This window comes from Salinimicrobium sp. CAU 1759 (assembly GCF_054482715.1).
This window is the reverse complement of sequence record NZ_JBTLRK010000003.1, coordinates 1-21655: the sequence shown is the minus strand read 5'-3', so window position 1 is coordinate 21655 and position 21655 is coordinate 1. Positions and strand designations below refer to the sequence as shown.

Annotated in this window: 19 protein-coding genes; 8 read left to right on the top strand and 11 right to left on the bottom strand. The window is 42.2% G+C overall.

Features of this window, described 5'->3' with window-relative positions:
* Position 1 precedes the first annotated feature (1 nt).
* Positions 2 to 1246, bottom strand: coding sequence for a cysteine desulfurase-like protein (locus ACXYMT_RS13340; RefSeq protein WP_459059606.1), 1245 nt, complete (start codon positions 1244 to 1246; stop codon positions 2 to 4).
* The gene (locus ACXYMT_RS13335) at positions 1233 to 1925 is read right to left on the bottom strand and encodes a TVP38/TMEM64 family protein (RefSeq protein WP_459059605.1); all 693 of its coding nucleotides are present in this window, start codon (positions 1923 to 1925) and stop codon (positions 1233 to 1235) included. Before ACXYMT_RS13335 ends, ACXYMT_RS13340 begins: the two co-directional genes overlap by 14 nt.
* A gap of 245 nt (positions 1926 to 2170) precedes the next feature.
* Here ACXYMT_RS13335 and ACXYMT_RS13330 point away from each other — a divergent pair, with 245 nt between their 5' ends.
* The 6 genes from ACXYMT_RS13330 to phoU are packed head-to-tail and all read left to right on the top strand — an operon-like array spanning position 2171 to position 7561.
* Positions 2171 to 3370 (top strand): porin, encoded by a 1200-nt coding sequence (locus ACXYMT_RS13330; RefSeq protein ID WP_459059604.1) that lies wholly within the window; start codon positions 2171 to 2173, stop codon positions 3368 to 3370.
* Positions 3371 to 3381: 11 nt separating this feature from the next.
* A complete protein-coding gene (locus tag ACXYMT_RS13325; RefSeq protein WP_459059603.1) occupies positions 3382 to 4317 on the top strand; it encodes a PstS family phosphate ABC transporter substrate-binding protein in 936 nt (311 codons plus the stop codon).
* A gap of 28 nt (positions 4318 to 4345) precedes the next feature.
* The gene (gene pstC / locus ACXYMT_RS13320) at positions 4346 to 5224 is read left to right on the top strand and encodes a phosphate ABC transporter permease subunit PstC (RefSeq protein ID WP_459059602.1); all 879 of its coding nucleotides are present in this window, start codon (positions 4346 to 4348) and stop codon (positions 5222 to 5224) included.
* The gene (pstA, locus tag ACXYMT_RS13315; RefSeq protein WP_459059601.1) at positions 5217 to 6071 is read left to right on the top strand and encodes a phosphate ABC transporter permease PstA; all 855 of its coding nucleotides are present in this window, start codon (positions 5217 to 5219) and stop codon (positions 6069 to 6071) included. The genes pstC and pstA overlap by 8 nt, the downstream gene beginning before the upstream one ends.
* Complete coding sequence (gene pstB / locus ACXYMT_RS13310) at positions 6071 to 6865, top strand: phosphate ABC transporter ATP-binding protein PstB (protein WP_459059600.1); 795 nt, start codon at positions 6071 to 6073, stop codon at positions 6863 to 6865. The genes pstA and pstB overlap by 1 nt, the downstream gene beginning before the upstream one ends.
* 12 nt (positions 6866 to 6877) lie before the next feature.
* Complete coding sequence (gene phoU, locus ACXYMT_RS13305; protein WP_459059599.1) at positions 6878 to 7561, top strand: phosphate signaling complex protein PhoU; 684 nt, start codon at positions 6878 to 6880, stop codon at positions 7559 to 7561.
* Between the two features lie 250 nt (positions 7562 to 7811).
* Here phoU and ACXYMT_RS13300 read toward each other — a convergent pair whose 3' ends face one another.
* Genes ACXYMT_RS13300 through ACXYMT_RS13290 form a run of 3 tightly spaced genes read right to left on the bottom strand, consistent with a single transcriptional unit; the run spans position 7812 to position 14120 of the window.
* Positions 7812 to 10646 (bottom strand): M16 family metallopeptidase, encoded by a 2835-nt coding sequence (locus tag ACXYMT_RS13300; RefSeq protein ID WP_459059598.1) that lies wholly within the window; start codon positions 10644 to 10646, stop codon positions 7812 to 7814.
* Positions 10647 to 10664: 18 nt separating this feature from the next.
* Positions 10665 to 11618, bottom strand: a complete 954-nt coding sequence (locus tag ACXYMT_RS13295; RefSeq protein ID WP_459059597.1) for a calcium/sodium antiporter — start codon at positions 11616 to 11618, stop codon at positions 10665 to 10667.
* A gap of 6 nt (positions 11619 to 11624) precedes the next feature.
* Positions 11625 to 14120, bottom strand: a complete 2496-nt coding sequence (locus tag ACXYMT_RS13290; RefSeq protein WP_459059596.1) for a M14 family metallopeptidase — start codon at positions 14118 to 14120, stop codon at positions 11625 to 11627.
* A gap of 117 nt (positions 14121 to 14237) precedes the next feature.
* On the opposite strand from ACXYMT_RS13290, the gene bshC reads away from it, so the two are divergent.
* Together bshC and ACXYMT_RS13280 are read left to right on the top strand one after the other, a co-directional pair.
* Positions 14238 to 15857: a bacillithiol biosynthesis cysteine-adding enzyme BshC gene (gene bshC, locus ACXYMT_RS13285; protein WP_459059595.1), complete on the top strand. Its 1620-nt coding sequence runs from the start codon at positions 14238 to 14240 to the stop codon at positions 15855 to 15857.
* Between the two features lie 5 nt (positions 15858 to 15862).
* Positions 15863 to 17239, top strand: a complete 1377-nt coding sequence (locus ACXYMT_RS13280; RefSeq protein ID WP_459059923.1) for a pyridoxal phosphate-dependent decarboxylase family protein — start codon at positions 15863 to 15865, stop codon at positions 17237 to 17239.
* Between the two features lie 100 nt (positions 17240 to 17339).
* Here the strand turns inward: ACXYMT_RS13280 and ACXYMT_RS13275 are convergent, their stop codons facing one another.
* From ACXYMT_RS13275 to ACXYMT_RS13250, 6 genes are all read right to left on the bottom strand, one after another.
* Complete coding sequence (locus ACXYMT_RS13275) at positions 17340 to 17546, bottom strand: hypothetical protein (RefSeq protein ID WP_459059594.1); 207 nt, start codon at positions 17544 to 17546, stop codon at positions 17340 to 17342.
* Between the two features lie 123 nt (positions 17547 to 17669).
* A complete protein-coding gene (gene rplT / locus ACXYMT_RS13270) occupies positions 17670 to 18014 on the bottom strand; it encodes a 50S ribosomal protein L20 (protein ID WP_459059593.1) in 345 nt (114 codons plus the stop codon).
* A 134-nt stretch (positions 18015 to 18148) separates the two neighbouring features.
* A complete protein-coding gene (rpmI, locus tag ACXYMT_RS13265) occupies positions 18149 to 18346 on the bottom strand; it encodes a 50S ribosomal protein L35 (protein ID WP_029033297.1) in 198 nt (65 codons plus the stop codon).
* A gap of 68 nt (positions 18347 to 18414) precedes the next feature.
* Positions 18415 to 18936 (bottom strand): translation initiation factor IF-3, encoded by a 522-nt coding sequence (gene infC, locus ACXYMT_RS13260; protein WP_324721978.1) that lies wholly within the window; start codon positions 18934 to 18936, stop codon positions 18415 to 18417.
* 58 nt (positions 18937 to 18994) lie between these two features.
* On the bottom strand, positions 18995 to 20941 hold the full coding sequence (gene thrS, locus ACXYMT_RS13255; RefSeq protein WP_459059592.1) for a threonine--tRNA ligase: 1947 nt from the start codon (positions 20939 to 20941) through the stop codon (positions 18995 to 18997).
* A gap of 522 nt (positions 20942 to 21463) precedes the next feature.
* Positions 21464 to 21655, bottom strand: a 192-nt coding sequence (locus tag ACXYMT_RS13250) for a hypothetical protein (RefSeq protein ID WP_459059591.1), incomplete at its 5' end; no start/stop codon positions are given.

Sequence of the window (21655 nt, the reverse complement as noted above, 5' to 3'; positions counted from 1 at the left end):
TTTATGGTTTCATGAGGAGCAGTTCTTTGAGAGCTGATTTAAAAATTGCTATCTCCTCAAGGGTATTATAAGGGGCAAATCCTATTCTAATCCAGCCGCCGGTGTCCATCACCGGGAAAACTTCGGCCATAGTAGCCGCATAAAAATGCCCGTCCCCGATACAGAGGTTAAACTTTTCGGCAAAGAATTCTGTTGCCGCCCGGGAGTGAATGCCTTTGATCTTGAAAACAAAAGTGGGGGTTTTCTCAACCTCATTTCCTGCACGGTATAATTGTACTTCAGGAATAGATTGAAGAAAATTTTGCAGGTCTTCCATGAGCTCCTTTTCATGAGTTTCTATTGCTCTCATGCCGGAGCGGAGTTTTTCCCGCCGGGAATTACCCTCTCCAAGGCTTTCAATAAAACTTATTGCGCCACAAAGTCCCGCGATACCTTCATGGTTTTGAGTTCCGGTTTCAAGCTTATACGGGATCTTGTTGGGTGCAGGTTTCAGCTTTGCAATTTCCAAGCTCTCAAAAAGTTCTTCTTTAATGGCAGCTATTCCCAAATGAGGTCCGAAAAATTTATAGGCAGAGCAGAATAAAATATCGCTTCCCAGCTCCTGTTTATCAATAAGGAAATGAGGCACTGCATGAACCGCGTCGGCAATGGTGATCGCATTCACCTTTTTTGCTTTTTCGAAGATTTCCCCGGCATCTGTAACAGTACCGGTGAGATTTGACGAGAGCCCTATGGCAACTACTTTTGTCCTCTCATTAAGAAGAGTATCTAAATTGCTAAGATCATGCACGAGCTTCTCCTTGTCAACCGGGATCCATTTAACAATTGCGCCGGTCTCTTTAGCCAGGTGGATCCATGGATCGACATTGGCCCTGTGATCAAGTTGAGTAACAAGAATTTCGTCTCCTTCTTTTAGAAGTGGTCGCAAAGAATTTGAAACCTGAAAGGCGAGACTGGTCATGTTCTGGCCGAAGGCGACTTCTCTTGCAGAACAATTTAAAAGGTCTCCCACTGCTTCCTTTGCCTCCTCCAGCAAAAGATCTGTCTTTTGACTGGTAGAGAAAGTGCCGTGAAGATTTGCCATTCCGGTTTCGATGTACTCAAGCATCCGGTCAATACAGGATTGTACCATTTGTGTTCCTCCAGGTCCGTCAAAATAAACAGGGAAAACCTGTTCTTTGTTTTTAAAGTTTAGTGCCGGGAATTGCGCCCGCACTTCATCAATTGGAAAATTATTGCTTTGCATTTTTCTTCTTTCTTTTGTTGTAATCAATGTAAATATAAATAGCATATAGTACAGCGCCGGCACCACCAATCCAATAAAGTCCGTTTTCCAGCCTGTCAATATCAGTAGAGAAGTAGCCTACAGCCAATGACAAAGGGATCATTCCGGCATAGGTAGCGAGCATGAACCTTTTATAGTTCATCCTGAAGATCCCCGCAATAAAACTTATAGCATCATTTGAAAAGAATGGAGAAACCCTGAACAGGATCACCGTTACAAAACTGTAATTCTCGATCCAGAATTCCATCTTCTCGTATTTTTTATTGCTTATAAAGACAGTTTTGAACTTTTTCCCAATGAAGTAACCTATAGTAGAGGCTATCCCTACACCTATGAGGTTGATCAATACTCCCCACCAAAAACCATAGGCAAGGACCCCAACAATTATAGGTAACCAGGAGGGAAATATGATGAGGAACATTTGTAAAATGATGAAAACTATGATCGCGATAGGACCCAGGACTCCAAACTGCTGAACGTAATCCTTGATGCGGTCCTGATCTTCACTTAACAATATCTTCCATGCTTCTTTTACAGATTCCTGAAAAGGTGAATGGGTAAAGTAGAAGATGACCAGAAACAGAATAATTGCACCGCTAATAAAAAAGGAGAGATATTTTTCAAGAAATGATTTACTCACGCTGAGGCCATTTGGATACAAATTAGAAAAAAAACTTCAGTATCCCCGGTAGAAGTTCTTAATAAAAAATAAACTTTTGTTTACATAAGGATGAAAATATTATCTTCTAAAAATGTCATTTTTGAAGTCTCGTTTTCAGGTTTGCAGTGGGTGTTAACCATTAGTTTTTTACTTATTGATAATTTCGAGGTAACATTGACTTAACATTGATGCAGTTTCTTTGCATCGACAAAAATTAAGAGATCATGAAAATTACCTCTGGCTGGTTTACAGCTATAGCACTTTTGCTTTCTATTCATTTGTACGGGCAGGATATTACCGAAAATAAATTCGGAAAAGGAATTATAAACACGGTAGCTGCCGATAGCTCCTACAGTGTGAAAATGAATGTAAGGATGCAATCTCTTTTCACTACCAATTGGGGAATAACAGAAGAAAACGGGTTTGGAGAAAGTGAGTCTGCATTTCTTATTAGGAGGGCACGTCTTAAATTTGGCGGTTTTGCATATTCTCCCCGACTTGAGTATAAGATAGAACTGGGACTTTCCAATAGGGATATTTCCGGAGCTTCACCTTTTACCAGTGATGCTCCGCGTTATATTCTTGATGCTGTGGTAAAGTGGAACTTTCACGAAAATTTTGAATTATGGGTGGGTCAAACAAAACTTCCCGGAAACCGGGAGCGCATAATTTCTTCCGGAAGTCTTGAAACTGTAGATCGCTCATTGGTGAACAGTCGCTTCAACATTGACAGGGATCTGGGCTTGCAGTTACACCACGAGACTTCTCTTGGAGGTGACTTCATCATGAGAGAGGCATTGTCTATTGCACAGGGTGAGGGAAGAAACATAACTACCGGGAATTTGGGTGGCTATCAGTATACAGCCAGACTGGAGTTTCTTCCCTTTGGAGACTTTGCAGATTACGCGGGTGCCGACTTTGCACGTGAAGAAGAACCAAAGCTGGCTGTGGGTGTTTCATATGATTATAACGACGATGCAGTAAAGACCCGTTCCAATATGGGAAGCTATATGGTTACCGATGATGGGTTCTTTCAAACAGATATTACCACCTTCTTTTTAGACGCCATCTTCAAGTACGAAGGAATTTCAGCTATGGCAGAATACGCACACCGTGATGCGGATGAGATCCTTGCAATGAATCCGGACAACAGTTTAACAGGTGCTGCTGTAAATGCGGGTAGTGGGTTAAATGTGCAGGCTGGTTATTTATTTCCTTCAAATTATCAAGTATTGGGGAGATACACTAATATCGATCTAGATGACACAGTGACTCAGGCCGTAGAAAATCAATACACTTTAGGACTTTCAAAATATATCTCTAAGCACAACTTAAAGGTGCAGGCAGATCTAAGTTATTTAGACATGAACTTAGGGCTGGACGACGACCTAATGTTTAGAATGCAACTTGAACTACAACTATAACAAACAGAAAAATGAAAAAATTCCTATTACTTACAGCAATAACAGTTTCCCTGGCTTCCTGCGGAAACAATAAAAAAGAAGATGGATCGGCCATTAGCATTGATGGGTCCAGCACAGTTTATCCGGTAACCGAAGCTATAGCCGAAGAATACAGGAGTGAAGCTCCAGGAACCGATATCACCATTGGTGTTTCGGGTACCGGGGGTGGTTTTCAGAAATTTGGTAGGGGAGAGGTTGCTATCACTAACGCCTCCCGACCTATAAAAGAAGACGAACGTGCTATTGCAGAAAGCAACGGGATCTCATTTGTAGAACTTGAAGTAGCTTATGACGGACTTGCCGTAGTTGTGAACCCTGAGAATGACTGGGTAAACTGCTTTACTGTAGAACAACTTAAAAAGATCTGGGAACCCGGAGCGCAGGGTAATATTACCCGTTGGAACCAGATCGATCCCTCCTGGCCAGACGAGGAAATCCACCTTTTTGGTCCCGGAGTAGCATCGGGCACATTTGATTATTTTACTGAAGCTATCGTTGGGAAAAGTGGATCCAGCCGTGGAGATTACACTGCCAGTGAAGATGATAACGTCTTAGTTCAGGGAGTTTCCGGCGATAAGTTCGGACTGGGTTTCTTTGGCCTTGCTTATTATGAGGAGAATTCAGATAAACTAAGAATGGTCGCAGTAGACGGGAGAGAAGGCTGTGTTGAACCTACTGCCGAGACTGTAAGTAATGGAAGCTACGCGCCTCTTTCAAGACCACTTTACATTTATGTGAACAGTTCTTCTTTAGAAAATCCGGCAGTGATTGACTTTGTTGAATTTTATCTTGACCAAGCTCCTCAATTACTTCAGGATGTAGGGTATATTCCTTTGACCGATGAAGAATACAAAAGGGAGAGACAAAAATTTGCCTCTTTCGTTGAAGAAAATACAACTCAGGAATAAATCCTTCGGGATCTAACTCCCTGAAAATATGAGGAAACTTAAAGAGTCAATTATTGAGAAAGGATTACAGGCTAGTGCTCTTGTCACCATATTAGTGACAGTGGGTATTATCCTGGTTCTTTCCATTGAAGCCATTAGGTTCTTTAGTGAAGTCCCTATCACAGAATTCCTAACCGATACGCAATGGACACCGCTTTATACAGACAAGCATTTCGGAATCCTGCCCCTACTTTCCGGAACCTTGCTCACCTCGTTTATTGCAATCTTATTTGCAGTACCGGTGGGGCTTTCGATTAGTATCTATATCAGCGAATATGCACCAAGAAGTTTCAGGAAGACCATAAAACCTCTTCTGGAACTACTCGCGGCTGTGCCCACGGTGGTTTATGGATTCTTTGCTCTTACAGTGGTGACCCCCTTTCTGCAGACATTCATTCCGTCACTATCCGGATTCAACTCGCTTTCGGCAGGATTGGTTATGGGAATCATGATCATTCCGTTTATTTCTTCTTTAAGTGAGGACGCGCTTCACGCCGTACCGAATTCTTTAAGAGAAGCGGCATATGGAATGGGGTCTACCAAGCTTCAGAACTCATTCAGGGTTCTAGTGCCGGCAGCTTCTTCGGGAATTGTCGTGTCAATTATCCTTGCCATATCCAGAGCTATTGGGGAGACCATGATCGTCGCAATTGCGGCAGGACAGCAACCACGACTCACATTTGATCCCACCGTACCGGTCGAGACCATTACTGCCTATATTGTGCAGGTAAGTTTAGGGGATGTCCAGCATGGGTCTCTTGAATATCGTACGATCTTCGCTGCAGGTATAACACTTTTCATTTTTACCTTCCTTCTTAACACGATTAGTTACAGGATAAGGAAAAAATTCAGGGAGAAATATGAATAATATTAAAAGGAACCGAATCTATGACCAGATCTTTAAGTTCTGGGGGATCGCCTGTACTTTTTTAGGACTGGTCCTGCTAACGATCTTTATAGGTTCAATTTTCATAGACGGAATTCAGAGAATAGATTGGGATTTCATTACCAATCTTCCTTCAAGAAAAGCCGAAAGGGCAGGTATCTACACAGCATTAATGGGAAGTGTGTGGATCTTACTTCTTACCACAGTCATTGCTTTGCCTATTGGGATTGCGGCCGCTATTTATCTTGAAGAATATGCTAAGGAAAGTAAACTCGCATCTTTGCTAGAGGTAAACATTTCCAACCTGGCGGGGGTGCCTTCTATCATCTATGGATTGCTTGGACTTGAGGTGTTTGTAAGGATCCTGCAGATGGGAGCAAGTGTTTTGGCAGGTAGTTTTACTCTGGCTTTATTGATCCTTCCCATCGTAATTGTTTCTACCAGGGAAGCGCTAAAGGCAGTTCCCAAGTCGATAAGAGATGCTTCCTTTGCAATGGGAGCTTCAAAATGGCAAACCATTTCAAAACAACTTTTACCTGCCTCTTTTGGAGGTATTTTAACGGGAATCATCCTGGCACTATCACGTGCTGTAGGGGAGACGGCGCCTTTAATTGTAATTGGTGCTTTGGCATACGTGCCTTTTGCCCCGGCTTCCCCGATGGACGAATTTTCGGTATTGCCAATCCAGATCTTTAACTGGATCTCAAGGCCCCAGCATGGCTTTGAGGTAAACGCAGCTGCAGCGATCATTATCCTGCTATTAATTACCTTTATTATGAACGGTATAGCTGTGTACTTTAGAAACCGCTGGCAAAAAAGATTAAAATAATGAAAGAGAAGAAAGAAATAATAGACAAATCTCTCAAGAGAAAACACAAACTTGAATCAAAGGAAGTAAAGGTTTTCTATGATGATTTTATGGCGATCAAAGGGATCGACATGAAAATACGGGCAAATAAGATCACTGCCTTTATTGGTCCTTCAGGATGTGGGAAATCCACCTTTCTAAGACTGTTCAATCGTATGAACGATTACGTTGATGGCTTTAGGATGGAAGGAGAGATCCTTATAGACGGTGAGAACATTTACAAGAAAAAGGTAAATGTTGAGCAGCTAAGAAAGCAGGTGGGAATGGTTTTTCAAAAGCCCAACCCTTTTCCAAAATCCATTTATGAAAACGTGGCCTATGGTTTAAAGATCCAGGGAATTAAGGACAAGGCATACCTCAAGGATAAGGTTGAAGATTCCCTAAAACAGGTAGGGCTATGGAGTGAGGTAAAAGAGGATATCAACAAGTCGGCCCTTGCACTATCGGGAGGTCAGCAGCAGCGTCTTTGTATAGCGCGTGCCCTGGCTGTAGAGCCATCCATCATTCTTATGGACGAACCTACTTCCGCATTGGACCCCATCTCAACAGCCAAAATTGAGGAACTCATTTATGAGCTTAAAGAGAAGTACACCATAGTGATCGTGACACATAACATGCAACAGGCGGGAAGGATAAGTGATTACACCGCTTTCTTCTATATGGGCGAATTAATTGAATACGACAAATCAAAGAAACTTTTCACCAATCCCGAAAAACAACAGACCGAGAACTATATTACCGGTAGGTTCGGATAAAATTTTTTAAATATGATAAGTTTAGACCAACATAAAGAGGCCTTGAATCAGGCAGGGCTTGAAATGCTCAACCTTTGTACTACTCAGTTGGAACACGCGCAGGAAGCTTTCTTTAAACATGACAGCGATCTTGCTGAAGAAGTGCTGCATACCGAGAATAGGGTGAATGCTCTTGACCTCAAGATCGATCGTGACTGTGAGCGCTTCATCGCATTACATAACCCTGTGGCTAGTGACCTGAGATTTGTACTTGCTTTGAGAAAGATAAATTTCGATCTTGAAAGAGTGGGGGATCACGCTTATGGAATTTCCAATTACATCGTCAAACTGGATACTCCTATAGAGGATAGGCTTATGCAGAAGATGCGGGTAGAGGAAATGTTCACCACGGCGCTTTCTATGTTAGATGACATTAGTGAAGCTTATAATGTAGTAGATACCAAGATCGCCAGGAAGGTCTTTAAAAAAGATAAGATCCTAAATGAGATCAACATGAGATCCTTTGAGATTATTTCTGAAGAAGTCAAAGCCGACCCTCAATTGATCGATCAGGTGATGCTACTGTTTTCCGTGATCAAAAAGCTTGAAAGGATTGGAGACCTGGTAACGAATATTGCTGAAGAGATCATTTTCTTTAGAGAAGCTGAAGTTCTAAAGCACCGTAAGAAAAAAGGAGGGAAGAAGAAGGATTCTTAAAAAGAATCAAGACTTCGTTGAAATAAAAATGCCCGGGAATTTCCCGGGCATTTTTTTAAAGAGGTCTCCAAAATGTCTTTTTAAAGAGGTCTCCAAAATGTCTTTTTAAAGAGGTCTCCAAAATGTCTTTTTAAAGAGGTCTCCAAAATGTCTTTTTAAAGAGGTCTCCAAAATGTTTTTTTAAAGAGGTCTCCAAAATGTCTTTTTAAAGAGGTCTCCAAAATGTCTTTTTAAAGAGGTCTCCAAAATGTTATTTTACCTCCGCATTTAGAAGCACCGGTTTGCCAAAGCCAAGATCCTCCAGGCGGTTTAACTGAGTTTCGGCATCCCCTACAATGAGGTAGTACATCTTATCTGGATTGACATATTTTTGTGCAAGAGCTTTGATCTCCGGTACTGTGATATTTCTCACTGTTTCTTCCTGCTTGAGCACATAGTCTTTAGCACGATCATAGTTGCTTATTTCCCGAAGCATTTGCAGCTTTGAGCCCATTGTTTCGAACTTGCGGGCGTTGCTCTTGATCATAAAACCTTTAGTGACATCAAGGTCCTGCTCATTGAAGTTCTCGGGATAATTTTTCAGGATCTCCTTTACCAGGTCTACTGCTTCATAGGTTATATTAGATCTCACTCCGCTCGAAATAAGGAAAGGTCCGGTGATAGTACTTCCATCAAACCCGGATCGTATTCCGTAGGTATAACCTTTTCCTTCTCTGAGTTCCTGTGTTAGTTGGGAAGCGAAACTTCCGCCGCCAAGCCTGTAGTTCATCACTGTTGCAGGAAAGAAATCCTCATCGGTCTCTGCAAGGGCAGGATATCCTATGTGAAGTACTGATTGCTTCGCTCCCGGAACATCATAAAAGAAAACCTGAGATTCGGCCGGAGGAGTTACTTTTGGAAGGTCCTCAAAAATGACATTTTTGACAATCCAGTTTTGTGTAAGATCTTTTACTTCTGCAACTGCATCCTCCTTTGCAATGTCACCTACTACCAGGAAAGATGCGAGGTGAGGAGACAGATAATCATTATAATAGTCTTTTAGATCCTGTAAGTTAATAGCTTCTACAGAACTTTCTGTACCCAGATTGTTGTGTGAAAGGATGTGCTTTTCACCATAGATGAGTTTCCTGAATTCATTCGAAGCAATGTTATTGGGTGAAGCCTTATCCTGCTGAATTCGGCTTATCACCTGTTGTTTTGCAAGGGCAAATTCTTCTTCGTCCCATCTTGGCTCCAGCAGGATCTCTTTTACAAGTGCCATTGTTTCTTCAAAATTCTTAGCCAGGGTACTGCCGCTAAGGATAAGCTTTTCATCTGTAGCGTTCACACGAATGCTTACACCCAACAATTCAATGGCTTCTTCCAGTTCCTGCGGCGTGCGGTTCTTTGTACCCTTGGTCATCAAATTTGCAAGCAGATTGGAAACCCCAATTTTAGAAGGATCTTCCAGTAGCATTCCGCCTTTGATCTCGAGCATGAACTGCACCAGGGGAACTTCAGAATTTTTAATCCCGTAGATCTCCATGCCACTTTCCAGGTTCTCTTCCCAAATAGCGGGAACTTTTACTTGTGGCGCATCTCCATATGGAGGTTCGATTGTTCTGTCAAAGCTGGACGGAGTTCTTTGATAAGTTACTTCCTCATCAAGATCAAACTCCTGTTCGGCTCCCATTACAATTTCTTCCTCTTCAACTTCGGCCAGTTTTGATCCTTCCAAAGCCAATTCCGTTTGACCCTTCGGAACAAAACTAGTGGCTACAAAAGGCTTATTCTGAATGTATTTTTTGTAAACTCTCATCACATCTTCCGGAGTCACTGCAAGAATGTATTCCATCTCCTTATTGATCATATTAGGATCATTAGCGAAGATCTCGTACTGCGCCAGTTGGAAACCTTTTCCAAGAACGCTGGAAAGGCTGTTGTAAAATGATGTTTCCTGCCCCGCTTTGATCCTTTTTAGATCTTTTTCTGAAATTCCTTCCTGTTCAAATTTCCTGAAGGTTTCTTCTACCGCCAATTTCACCTTATCCAGGTCTGTACCGTCATAAGCTCTCACCTGCAGCATGAATTGTCCTGCCAGTTCAGAATTGTAATTGTACATTCTAACATTGGGTGTTAATTTCTCTTTTGCCACAAGTTCTTTGTAGAAGGGTGAATTTTTTCCTTCAGATAAATAGTTGGCAAGAATGTCCAGAGCATAGGAATCCTTGTGGTACGAAGGAACTCCCGGCCAGGTCATAGTCAGTTCAGGTAGCCTGGCAAAGTTGTCTTCGTAATATAATCTTTTTGTCTGCTTTAGGTTAGCAGGTTGTTTTTCGAGTTCTTTTACTTCGGGGCCTCTTTTGATCTCTCCAAAATACTTTTCCACCCATTGTTTAGCCTGATCTGTATCAAAGTCTCCCGCTATAGTTAGTACCACATTGTTGGGAACATACCAGCGGTTAAAGAATTCTTTTACATCGGCAAGAGTTGCATTTTGCAGGTCCTCAAGGGAACCAATCACCTGCCAGCTGTAGGGATGTCCTTCAGGATAAAGATTTTTGTCGATCACATATTGCGTATGGCCATAAGGTCTGTTATCAACAGCCTGTCTTTTCTCATTTTTTACTACCTGCTTTTCCTTGGCAAGTACAGGTTCTGTTACTGTGTTGATGAAGTAACCAAGCTTATCGGCTTCTGCCCAGATCATTTTTTCAAGAGCATCATTAGGAACGGTCTGGAAATAATTTGTCCGGTCACGGCTTGTGGATCCATTAGCTCCACTGCCTCCAATTCGGGCACTGAGTTTATCTAGTCCGCCTTTTCCAAGGTTTTCTGATTCGAGGAACAACAGGTGCTCAAAAAGGTGTGCAAAGCCGGTTCTTCCTTCTTTCTCACGCGCCGATCCTACGTGGCTGGTAAGTGCTACCGCCACCACAGGGTCTGATCGGTCCACGTGAAATATTACTTTTAATCCGTTGTCCAGGGTAAAGGTTTCATAGTCTACTTCAAAGCCTGAAGTTTCAGCAGTTTGCTGAGCACTGGCACTTCCGGAGTAAACCGTAAGAAGAAATGCCAGAAAATAGAATTTTAGAGAGGGTTTCATTCAGATTATATTTCAGAATTAAATAATAAGATAAGTTACGTATGCGATATAGCCCACAACAAATACCGCGCCTTCCCAACGTTCCACTTTTCGACCACGACCGGTAAAGACAAAGATAAAGAGCAGTAGGCCGGTGAGAATATTCACCAGGATATCGAAAAGCGAATCTGGATTGATCCCCAGGGGAACTATAGTTCCCGATATTCCCAGGATGAGGAAGATATTGAAGATGTTCGATCCCACCACGTTTCCAATTGCTATATCTACATTCTTCTTCCTTACTGCAATAATGGAAGTGGCAAGTTCGGGCAGGGAAGTACCAATCGATACTACGGTCAAGCCTATGACTCTTTCAGACAAACCAATGACTTCAGCGATACTAACGGCGCTGGTGACGATGAGCCGACCTCCAATTACAAGTCCTCCCAGGCCAAGAACGATAAAAAGAACGGCCTTCCAGGTGCTATAATCCTTGGTTTCCATCTCCTCATCTGCACCGCCACCTTTGGCAACCATAAGATTGTAGACCAGGAAAATAAGGAAAAATAGCAGGAGAATGATCCCGTCACTTCTGGAAATAAGGTTGCTGCCAGAACCGTCAAGAAATATATCTGATGATACCACCAGTACACAAATAGCCGCGAGTAAACTCAGCGGGATCTCTATCCAGGTAGTATTGCTTTTTACCGTAAGTGGATAAATGAGGGCAGAGATACCCAAAATTCCAAGGACGTTGAAAATGTTACTTCCCAGGACATTTCCGAGGACCATATCTGTGCTGCCGGTGGTGGCGGCAAAGACGTTAACTACCAACTCGGGAGCAGATGTTCCAAAGGCTACAATAGTTAAACCAATGACAATGCTGGGAACTCCCCACCTGGCGGCAAGACTTGAAGCTGCATCAACAAGTGCGTTGGCACCATAAATAAGAGCAATAAAACCAACAAACAGTAAAAGAATATCTATTAACATACGATGCTATAAATTAGAATAAGTGGAAATTTCACTATTGTCAACGAAGAAAATTGAATTCACGAAGAGTAGCTTTCCATTTTGCCAAAACGCACGGAATAATGGGTTGTCGACCAGGTAAACAAAACTACCCTCACCCATAGGTTCTACACCAAAAGTGAGAGAATTCTTTATCTTTTCTTTTGCTTCGCTACCTACAAACCCTGCAACAATTCTAGGAGTCTCCTGCAGGTATCCTACATTGAATCCATCGTTGAGAAGAGAATAACTGTCTTGACTGAGCTTTAGGCTTAGGTAAGTATCGTTATATCCAAAGGCCATTGGATGTGTATTGTCCATTTGTGTTTCGATGATGCTTCCGGTGATAAGTTCTTTTATTCCTTCTCGCTCCCGAAGGGCGTAAGGAATTAAGTTTGGCTTGGAAACAGTATCTTTTTCCTTATGCTCGTTGAGTTTGAGGTTAAAGCCTTCTTTTCCGGCAAAAGATTTTAAGGCGCTCCCAACAGCAATGACCTTACCTCCTGATTTCACCCACTCGGTGAGCCTGGCAAGACCTTTTTCATCAAAAAGCTCTTTGTAATTGCCGTTTGGGAGAATGATTACATCCAGTTTTGAAAGCTCTATGTAAGAAAAATATCCTGTGTCCAAAGAAGTTACAGGGTAATTTAGCTCCTGTTCAAAGAAATACCATAGTTCTCCATAATTAAGAGATGAGGTTCCTTCCCCTCTTAAAATGCCAATTCTGGGTGCGTTTATGATCCTGACCTGTGATGAACCCAGATCCGGACCCGATGTGGAAAATCCGGTGCCGGTGGCGGTGAGTTCTCTTTCGTGCTCGTTTGCTATTCGGATCAATTGCTCATCAAAATCAGTAATTTTTAGGTTGTCACCCTTTGTGATGATGAGGCTTCCGGGAGCAAAGTTCTTTCCGGCGTTCTCGAGCGCTGTTTCTGTGAATCGCACTTTTATTCCGGCTTCCAAAAGGGCAGCAAGGAATCGTGCATCTTTCATACTTCTCCAGCCGGTAATATAGGCTGCTGCATTTGGAGTTGGATGGTTATCTACTAAAGATATATTTGTGGTGGGCAAGGTTGGAACAGAAGATTGTGTGCTCAATGCATCTAGGCCGTAGGCGTAGGGAAGACTCCAGGCAGTAATGTCATAAGTAAGGGAATCTGGTAGCTGAGTTGCAGGCTCCATAAGTACTTTTACCATTTTTCCTTTAGGTTGGGCAGTGCTTACAACCAGTGTATTTTGTCCAGCCTCTAGGCTACTGTTCTTTTTCTTCAGGGCGTCATAACCTTTTATTTTTCCCGGTTGAGCCATGGCATAATTGATCTCATGGCGATCAAGCAAGTCTTTTAGAAGGTCAATTTTATCCTCATGCCCTGTTAGCACATAATTAACTGCATTCTTCCCGCTATTGTTGTAAAACCGGGAAAATTCCGCATTTAATCTATCGACATTTTTTGAAGCAATTTCTACGGTAGACAATCCGGTAACATGGTGATGCTCTACCCGATCTACAAGTGTCAAAATGTAGCCTTGTTCAGTCTGGATGCCAAGCCCTTCCTGCCCGGCTTGTTCGTAGGTCATTCCTATAGCTCCCATAAATGTAGGGTAGGTGTCTCCATAGCTGGGATAAAGCAGATCAAATTTTTCCTTTGTAAAATAGAGCCAACCTTCTTCATCAAAATAGCGGGCGTGATTAAGCCCTATCTCTTTTTGAAATTCTCTCTGGAAAGGGGTAATGACGTTATGCAAAGGTTCGGCTGCCGGAGCGAAATAATATGGATCATTTCTGCCCTGCTCATGAAAGTCCACATGAATGTGAGGCAGCCATTGATTGTAGATCTCTAATCGCTGTCTAGTCTCGGCCTGGGTTGCCCAAGCCCAGTCCCTGTTGAGGTCAAACAAATAATGATTTGGTCGTCCTCCCGGCCATGACTCGTTGTGTTCCACAGCCATTGGTGATGTGTTAAAAGGTGCTGCTTTGACTTGTTTATACCAGTTTACATATCGATCGCGACCATCGGGATTTACAGCGGGATCCATGATCACCACCAGGTCTTGTAGCCATTCCTGCTTCTGTGTTACGAGCTCATAAAGGGTTTGCATTGCTGCTTCTGTACTGGAAGCTTCGTTGCCATGAACATTATAACTAAGCCAAATAATGCCCTTTTTGGAAGGTAAGGAAGTATTACCCTCAATAATTCCGGTGTTTTGAAAATGGCTTTGGCGGATCTCTTCCAGATTGTTCAGGTTTTCTTCCGAAGAGATAATGGCATAGGTGAGCGGCCTACCTTCAGGGGTTTCCCCATATTTTTGAAACTGAACAAGAGCTGATTCTTCGGCTACATGTTCAAAATATTCAACCACTTTATGGTGGCGTGTGAAATTTATACCTAATTGGTATCCTAAAAACTCTTCAGGAGATTGTTGTGCAAGGGTAATTTGAAAACTGAAAATAAGGGCTGTAACTAAGGCCGGAACTTTTGCCATAAGGAATGGAAATATTAAAAATTTAGCTGGTAAATATAATGATTATCCAATCCAATATCTTTATACTCAATTTTACCGCAACCGCTGTTAATTGTATATTTGCCAAAACTCATTTCAATGCAGAAAAATTCTCTTTCGTATCGGGATACTAATTATTTTACACCATTAGTGACCGATTATTTGGATCAAAAAGAGAATGTAAAGCAGTTTTATGAACTTTTTCCGACTCTGGATAATTTCGGAAAACAGATCCTTTCCAAGAAAGACAACTACAACAGCAGCGGCGGAAGGGAAAAACGCTCCACACTTGTCAAAGTCCTGAAGAAGCAGTATCAAAACCTGAAGGTTTCAGATACCGCTTCAAAAAACATCGATCTTTTAAAAGAAGAAACCACTTTCACAGTCACAACCGGACACCAGCTTAACCTTTTTACAGGACCATTGTATTTTCTCTATAAGATCGTTACCGCAATAAACCTGGCTTCCGATCTGAAAAAGACATATCCGGAATATAATTTTGTGCCTATCTACTGGATGGCTACTGAAGATCACGATTTTGAAGAGATCAGTTTCTTTCATCTCCACGGAAAGAAGTTTCAGTGGAATCCGACGAAATCAGAGAAGTCCGGCGGACCTGTAGGAGAATTGCCGACCGAAGGCCTTGAAGATGTCTTTGAACTGTTTTCAGCTGAAATTGGGAACAGCAAGAACGCACAACAGCTAAAGGAGTGGTTTAAAAAGGCTTATTTGGAGCACGACAATCTCGCAGATGCCACACGCTATCTCGCTAATGAACTATTCGGTGAGCAGGGACTGGTGATCCTTGACGCTCATGAGCCCGAGCTTAAGAGACATTATATTCCTTTTATAAATGCGGAACTCTTTAAACCTGATTTTGGCAATAAGGTCATCACGAAGAGTGAAGCTTTAGAAAAGGAAGGCTACAAAGTACAGGTGAATCCACGGGAGATCAACCTGTTCTACATTAATGAAGGGCTTCGGGAACGGATCGTTGAAAAGGACGGGAAGTTTTTTGTACACGGTACGGAGATCTCCTGGACATATAAAGAAATTGAGACTCTAATTGAGACTCATCCCGAAAGATTTAGTCCTAATGTTCTACTGCGCCCACTCTATGAGGAAGTAATTCTGCCAAACCTGTGTTATATAGGAGGTGGGGGAGAAATTGCCTATTGGTTTCAGTTAAAAGAACTTTTCGAAGAAGCAGGTGTTACTTTTCCTATAGTCTTATTGCGGAATTCAGCTTTACTTCAGACAGAAAAGCAGGACCAAAAAAGGCAAAAACTGAACATCTCTTTGCCCGAGCTTTTCCTGAAGTCACACGAATTGATCAATAGGAAGGTCCGTCGTATCTCAAATATCGACATCGACTTTTCCTCCCAAAAAGAGCATTTGGTAGAGCAATTCCGCGGAATGTATGAACTGGCTGCACGTACAGATAAATCATTTTTGAATGCCGTAAAGGCACAGGAAGTGAAGCAACTAAAAGGTTTGGATAACCTTGAAAAACGCTTGCTCAAAGCCCAAAAGCGTAAACTCAGCGATGAAGTTTCGCGAATTGCAGCGCTTCAGAATGAATTGTTTCCAGGCAAAGGACTGCAGGAACGGCATCATAACTTTTCAGAGTTCTACCTGGAATATGGAGAAAATCTTATTCTTACGCTGCTGGAAAACCTGAGGCCACTTGAATTAAAATTTGATATTCTTTCGCTATGACGAAAATGCACAAGATAGACATCGACCTGGTAGAAATGACCCTCGATGTTATGAAATATACCGTTGACCGCATCTCCAATGTCACCCCTGAACTCGGCTCTCCTAAAAAGGAAGAGGAGCTTTTTGAGATGATAGGGGAGACTGTTACTCCCAAAGGAATAGGAGGGGAGGTGGCATTTAAAATGTTCAGGGATATACTTGTAAAAGCAACAGTGCCTATTGACCATCCCCGTCACCTGGCTTTTGTACCGGCTGCACCAACCCGTGCGGCTATTATGTTTGATCTTGTGACCTCGGCTTCCAGTATTCATGGAGCATACTGGATGGAAGGTGCCGGTGGGATCTTTTGTGAGAATCAGGCTATGAAATGGCTGGTTTCTCTCACCGGGCTTCCGGAAGGAGCATTTGGAGTATTTACCAGCGGGGGAACCGCAGCGAATTTGTCCGGATTGGTCGCTGCTCGTGAGGCCTGGAGAAAAAGAGATTCGGCTAATATTGGGGTGAGAGCTTTGCTGTTAACTTCAAATGGAGCGCACTCTTCCATACAGGCTATGGCTAAAGTAATGGATGCCGACGTGGTGATGATCGACTGTCCCGATGAAAACCTTCGGGGTCATGCGTTGCAATCGGCTATTGATGAGCTGAAGGAAGAGGACCGAAAAAGGCTTTTTGCAGTAGTAGCAACAGGCGGAACTACAAATGCCGGAATTATTGATGAACTGGATTCTATTGCAGATGTTTGCCAAAAGGAAAAAGTTTGGTTCCATGTTGACGCTGCTTACGGTGGTGGGGCTTTAGCAGCTCCTTCGGTACGTCATCTTTTTAATGGGATCGAAAGGGCAGACAGTATTACAATTGATCCTCACAAATGGCTGTTTTCACCCTATGATTGTGGTGCTATTATTTATAAGGATATGGACCTTGCAGCTGAGGCTCATTCTCAAAAGGGTTCCTATCTGGAGATCTTTAAAGATGAGGGCGCCCAGGGTTTCAATCCGGCAGATTACCAGATTCAACTTACCAGAAGGATCCGTGGGATGCCTCTATGGTTCTCACTTGCCATGCATGGAACAGAAAAATATCAAAATGCAATTGAAAAAGGAATTGAGCTGGCAAAGATCGCAGCTCAAAAGATCGAGAAGGATGAGAACCTGGAGTTAGTGAGACCTGCGAGTTTATCTGTAGTGCTATTCCGAAGAAAGGGGTGGACACCTGAGGATTATCGCGACTGGACCTACAGGAATCATAAAAATGGAATTGCACTGGTGACACCAACCAAATGGATGGGGAAGGACGGTTATGAAACCATTTCACGTTTTTGTTTTATCAATCCTGAGACTACAGAGGCCGATATTGACATTATCCTGGAAACTATGAAGTAATACCGGATAAAGATTGCAAACCTTATCTGCAAATATCTTTTCGTTAATACTTCTTGACAATCAAAGTTGACAGATTCTGAAACAGGAAGAAGAATGGATCTCATCTTTTTCGCTGCCTTACTTTTCTGGCTATTCTTTTTTCTTGGATCTTAGTTTCCTTGGCTTCTTCGGAACAATGACATTTCAAGCCGCTGTCGGAGAAGAGACAAATAGTTGCAGTTAACTCAAGGCTGTTATCTGCCGGGGAAGCATAAATATAGAAGCTTAGCAAAAATGCGAGGGGGATTATCCGTTTCAGTTCTTTCATGATACTTAGTTAATATCTTCAAGACGTAGAAGGATCAGAAAAGACGCAGGAATTGGAGAAAAATTTAAATAAAAAAATCCCGCTCTTTCGAACGGGATCTTATAAGTGAGATAACAGTTTAATTTATTTTACTTTGTTGACGATAGCTGCAAACGCATCCGGGTGGTTCATCGCCAAATCTGCAAGAACCTTACGATTCAATTCGATTCCGCTGGCTTTAACTTTCCCCATGAACTGCGAATAAGACATTCCGTGCATACGGGCACCTGCGTTGATACGCATGATCCATAATGAACGGAAAGTTCTTTTCTTGTTTTTACGGTCTCTGTAAGCATAAAGCATTGCTTTTTCAACCGCGTTTTTAGCTACTGTCCAAACGTTCTTACGACGTCCAAAGTAACCTTTTGCTTGCTTAAGAACCTTTTTTCTTCTGGCTCTCTTCGCAACTGAATTTACTGATCTTGGCATATTTTTAAATTTTTTTGTAGCAGGCGGTCGTTTGCGACACTTTCAAAAGAACTTCTAAAATCTAACTTCTAAATTCTAAGTTCGTTTTGCCTGACTCCAGGGTTATGAAATTTGTTAAACCATCAAGGGTTCAATTACAATAAACGTAATTGAAGTTTGATATTCTTCTCGTCTGCCTCATGTACCAAAGTACTGTGAGTCAGCGCTAGCTTTTGTTTTTTAGTCTTCTTTGTTAAGATGTGACTTTTAAACGCATGCTTTCTTTTGATCTTTCCTGTACCGGTAAGCTTAAAACGCTTCTTGGCACTGGATTTTGTCTTCATTTTAGGCATTGTGTCCTTCTTTTTTAATTATCTCACTTATTATTGTAGATCATGCAGCCGAAAGCAACTGCATGATATTATTTCGATTTTGACTTCTTAGGAGAAATGAACATCGTCATTCGTTTCCCTTCAAGTTTCGGCATTTGCTCTACCTTTCCAAGTTCTTCCAGGTCTGTCGCCAGGCGAAGTAAAAGGATCTCACCTTGTTCTTTGAACACGATGGAACGGCCTTTAAAGAAAACATATGCTTTTAATTTTGCACCTTCCTTAAGAAATTTCTCGGCGTGCTTCTTCTTAAACTCATAATCGTGATCATCGGTATTGGGACCAAAACGTATCTCCTTTACCACAACCTGGGTTGCTTTGGCCTTTAGGGCTTTATCACGCTTTTTCTGTTCATAGAGAAACTTCTTATAGTCCATTACTTTGGCAACGGGAGGGTTGGCATTGGGAGAGATCTCCACAAGGTCCAATTCCTGCTCTTCGGCAATGGCTAATGCTTTTCGGGTTGGGTAAACACCCATTTCCACGTTGTCGCCTACAAGGCGAACTTCTTCCGCACGTATCTTTCCGTTAATTCTGTGCGGATCTTCTTTGATTTCTCTAAGAGGTCTTTTTGATCTTTTTCTACGTATTGCTATGGCTCAAAAATTTTGGTTAAACTTCAAATGCTTTCAAAGTATTATCTACTTCTTTCTTTATAATTTGGGCAAAGTCTTCTATTGACATGGTGCCAATATCGCCTTCCCCGTGTTTACGTACAGAAACCGTTCCGTTTTCTGCTTCCTGTTCTCCAACGATCAGCATATATGGAACTTTGCTTACTTCGGCTTCCCGGATCTTCTTACCAATGGTCTCGTTCCGGTGGTCCACAAGGGCGCGAATTTCGTGATTTTCCAGCAAAGTTAAAACTTTTTGGCTGTATTTTTCGTATTTCTCACTGAGGGAGAGTATAATAGCCTGATCTGGCATCAACCAGAGCGGGAAATTACCACCTGTATTTTCTAAAAGTACCGCAACAAATCTTTCCATACTTCCAAAAGGTGCACGGTGGATCATTACAGGGCGGTGCATTTCGTTGTCACTTCCTTTATAAGTAAGGTCAAATCTTTCCGGAAGATTGTAATCCACCTGGATCGTTCCAAGTTGCCACTGTCTTCCCAAAGCATCCTTCACCATGAAGTCCAGTTTAGGTCCGTAAAAGGCTGCCTCTCCTGTTTCAACTTTGTAATTGAGACCTTTTTCTTTTGCGGCATTTACAATGGCATTTTCTGCCTTATCCCAATTCTCGTCAGACCCAATGTACTTCTCTTTATTCTCAGGATCTCTTAATGAAACCTGAGCAGTAAAATCTTCAAACCCAAGAGAGCTGAATACATATAATGTAAGGTCAATTACCTTCTTAAATTCAGAATCCAACTGATCCGGAGTACAGAAAATATGAGCATCATCCTGCGTAAAGCCTCTAACCCTTGTCAAACCATGAAGTTCTCCACTTTGTTCGTAGCGGTAAACAGTGCCGAATTCAGCAAAACGCTTCGGAAGATCTTTGTAGCTCCAGTGACCATGATTGTAGATCTCACAGTGGTGAGGGCAGTTCATTGGCTTCAGCAAAAACTCTTCTCCTTCGTTAGGAGTATGGATCGGCTGAAAACTGTCTTCTCCATATTTAGCGTAATGTCCCGAAGTGACATATAATTCTTTCTGACCAATATGCGGAGTCACCACCATCTCATAGCCGGCTTTTTTCTGCGCTTTTTTTAGGAAGTTCTCCAGTCGCTCTCTCAAAGCTGCACCTTTCGGAAGCCATAAGGGCAGTCCCTGCCCAACTTTTTGAGAGAAAGTGAAAAGTTCAAGTTCCCGGCCAAGTTTGCGGTGATCTCTTTTCTTGGCTTCTTCGAGCATTTCAAGATACTCCTTCAGGTCCTTCTGCTTCGGAAATGAAATTCCGTAGACCCTCGTAAGCTGAGGATTCTTTTCATTACCTCTCCAGTAAGCTCCGGCAACACTCATCAGTTTCACTGCTTTTATTGGAGCAGTGCTGGGAAGGTGTCCGCCGCGACAGAGGTCGGTAAAAGTATCGTGATCACAAAAGGTGATAGTTCCCTCCTCCAGGTTTTCGATCAGTTCTACTTTAAAAGGATTGTTTTCCCTTCTATAATATCCAAGAGCTTCTTCTTTTGGAACCGAACGCATACTGAATTCGTGTTTTCCACGGGCGATCTCCAGCATCCGGTCTTCGATCTTTTTGAAATCGTTCTCCGAGATCTTTTGATCACCAAAATCCACGTCATAATAAAAACCATTTTCAATCGCCGGACCAATAGTGAGTTTTGCACCAGGATAAAGATCCTGGATCGCCTGGGCCATCACGTGAGAAGAAGAGTGCCAAAAAGCCTTTTTTCCTTCCTCGTCATTCCATGTATATAAGGTAAGGCTGCCATCGGTAGTAAGAGGGGTGGAAACTTCGACCGTGGTATCATTAAATTTTGCCGAGATGACATTCCGTGCAAGACCTTCACTAATACTTTTGGCTACCTCCATAGGAGTAGTTCCCTTTTCAAATTCCTTAATACTGCCGTCGGGCAACGTAATCTTTATCATAAAATCTAATTAAGGCTGCAAAGATAACAGGTTAAGAGGTGCTTTACAATACTATTATATATATGTATTGGATTTTTTGGGCGTTCCCCACCTTCGCTACCGCTCAGTTGGGTCCTGGCTTTCCGCTTTAGTTTTAAAGCGCCATTTATGGCAGCGCTTTAAAAGCTGCCGCTGCAACCTGCCTGCCGGCAGGCAGGTCCCTAACGCACCGGAGGTACGAAGTACGAAGGGCGATATTAGAAGTTAGTTGACTGGGGCGTGGTCAAAGAACCTTGGTGCAACTTCTAACTTTAACTCTAACTTTTTTATTTTCTTCCAAAAATGTCATTTTAGAAAAGTGTTCTGAAGTTCCATTTTGGAAGTTGATTTACTTATGAGTGGTTTCGAGCAAATGATAACGAGCACCCATGAAAGAGACTTCTAACTTCTAACTTCTAAAATCTAACTTTTTTTTAGCTTTCAAAAATGTCATTTTGAGCACCTTATCCGGCAGGGTTTCAAAAATGTCAAAAAAAGCCTAAATTATTTTTTCAGAAAACTTGTGGAAGTGGAATTCGGTTGTATATTTGCAGCCGCTTTGAGAGAGAGGTACGGTAGAGGGGAAGCAACGGCTGAGCCTTTATGTAGCAAGACTTCGAAGCAAATAAGTTCTCTGAAAATTTTTTGAATTTTAACTTGGATTGTAAAGGAAATAGATTTTATCTTTGCATCCGC

Excerpts from the sequence above, each read along its gene's own strand:
- ACXYMT_RS13340 (WP_459059606.1), bottom strand. The coding sequence starts at position 1,246 with ATGCAAAGCAATAATTTTCCAATTGATGAAGTGCGGGCGCAATTCCCG.
- ACXYMT_RS13330 (WP_459059604.1), top strand. The coding sequence starts at position 2,171 with ATGAAAATTACCTCTGGCTGGTTTACAGCTATAGCACTTTTGCTTTCT.
- ACXYMT_RS13325 (WP_459059603.1), top strand. The coding sequence starts at position 3,382 with ATGAAAAAATTCCTATTACTTACAGCAATAACAGTTTCCCTGGCTTCC.
- pstC (WP_459059602.1), top strand. The coding sequence starts at position 4,346 with ATGAGGAAACTTAAAGAGTCAATTATTGAGAAAGGATTACAGGCTAGT.
- pstA (WP_459059601.1), top strand. The coding sequence starts at position 5,217 with ATGAATAATATTAAAAGGAACCGAATCTATGACCAGATCTTTAAGTTC.
- pstB (WP_459059600.1), top strand. The coding sequence starts at position 6,071 with ATGAAAGAGAAGAAAGAAATAATAGACAAATCTCTCAAGAGAAAACAC.
- phoU (WP_459059599.1), top strand. The coding sequence starts at position 6,878 with ATGATAAGTTTAGACCAACATAAAGAGGCCTTGAATCAGGCAGGGCTT.
- ACXYMT_RS13300 (WP_459059598.1), bottom strand. The coding sequence starts at position 10,646 with ATGAAACCCTCTCTAAAATTCTATTTTCTGGCATTTCTTCTTACGGTT.
- ACXYMT_RS13295 (WP_459059597.1), bottom strand. The coding sequence starts at position 11,618 with ATGTTAATAGATATTCTTTTACTGTTTGTTGGTTTTATTGCTCTTATT.
- ACXYMT_RS13290 (WP_459059596.1), bottom strand. The coding sequence starts at position 14,120 with ATGGCAAAAGTTCCGGCCTTAGTTACAGCCCTTATTTTCAGTTTTCAA.
- bshC (WP_459059595.1), top strand. The coding sequence starts at position 14,238 with ATGCAGAAAAATTCTCTTTCGTATCGGGATACTAATTATTTTACACCA.
- ACXYMT_RS13280 (WP_459059923.1), top strand. The coding sequence starts at position 15,863 with ATGCACAAGATAGACATCGACCTGGTAGAAATGACCCTCGATGTTATG.
- ACXYMT_RS13275 (WP_459059594.1), bottom strand. The coding sequence starts at position 17,546 with ATGAAAGAACTGAAACGGATAATCCCCCTCGCATTTTTGCTAAGCTTC.
- rplT (WP_459059593.1), bottom strand. The coding sequence starts at position 18,014 with ATGCCAAGATCAGTAAATTCAGTTGCGAAGAGAGCCAGAAGAAAAAAG.
- rpmI (WP_029033297.1), bottom strand. The coding sequence starts at position 18,346 with ATGCCTAAAATGAAGACAAAATCCAGTGCCAAGAAGCGTTTTAAGCTT.
- thrS (WP_459059592.1), bottom strand. The coding sequence starts at position 20,941 with ATGATAAAGATTACGTTGCCCGACGGCAGTATTAAGGAATTTGAAAAG.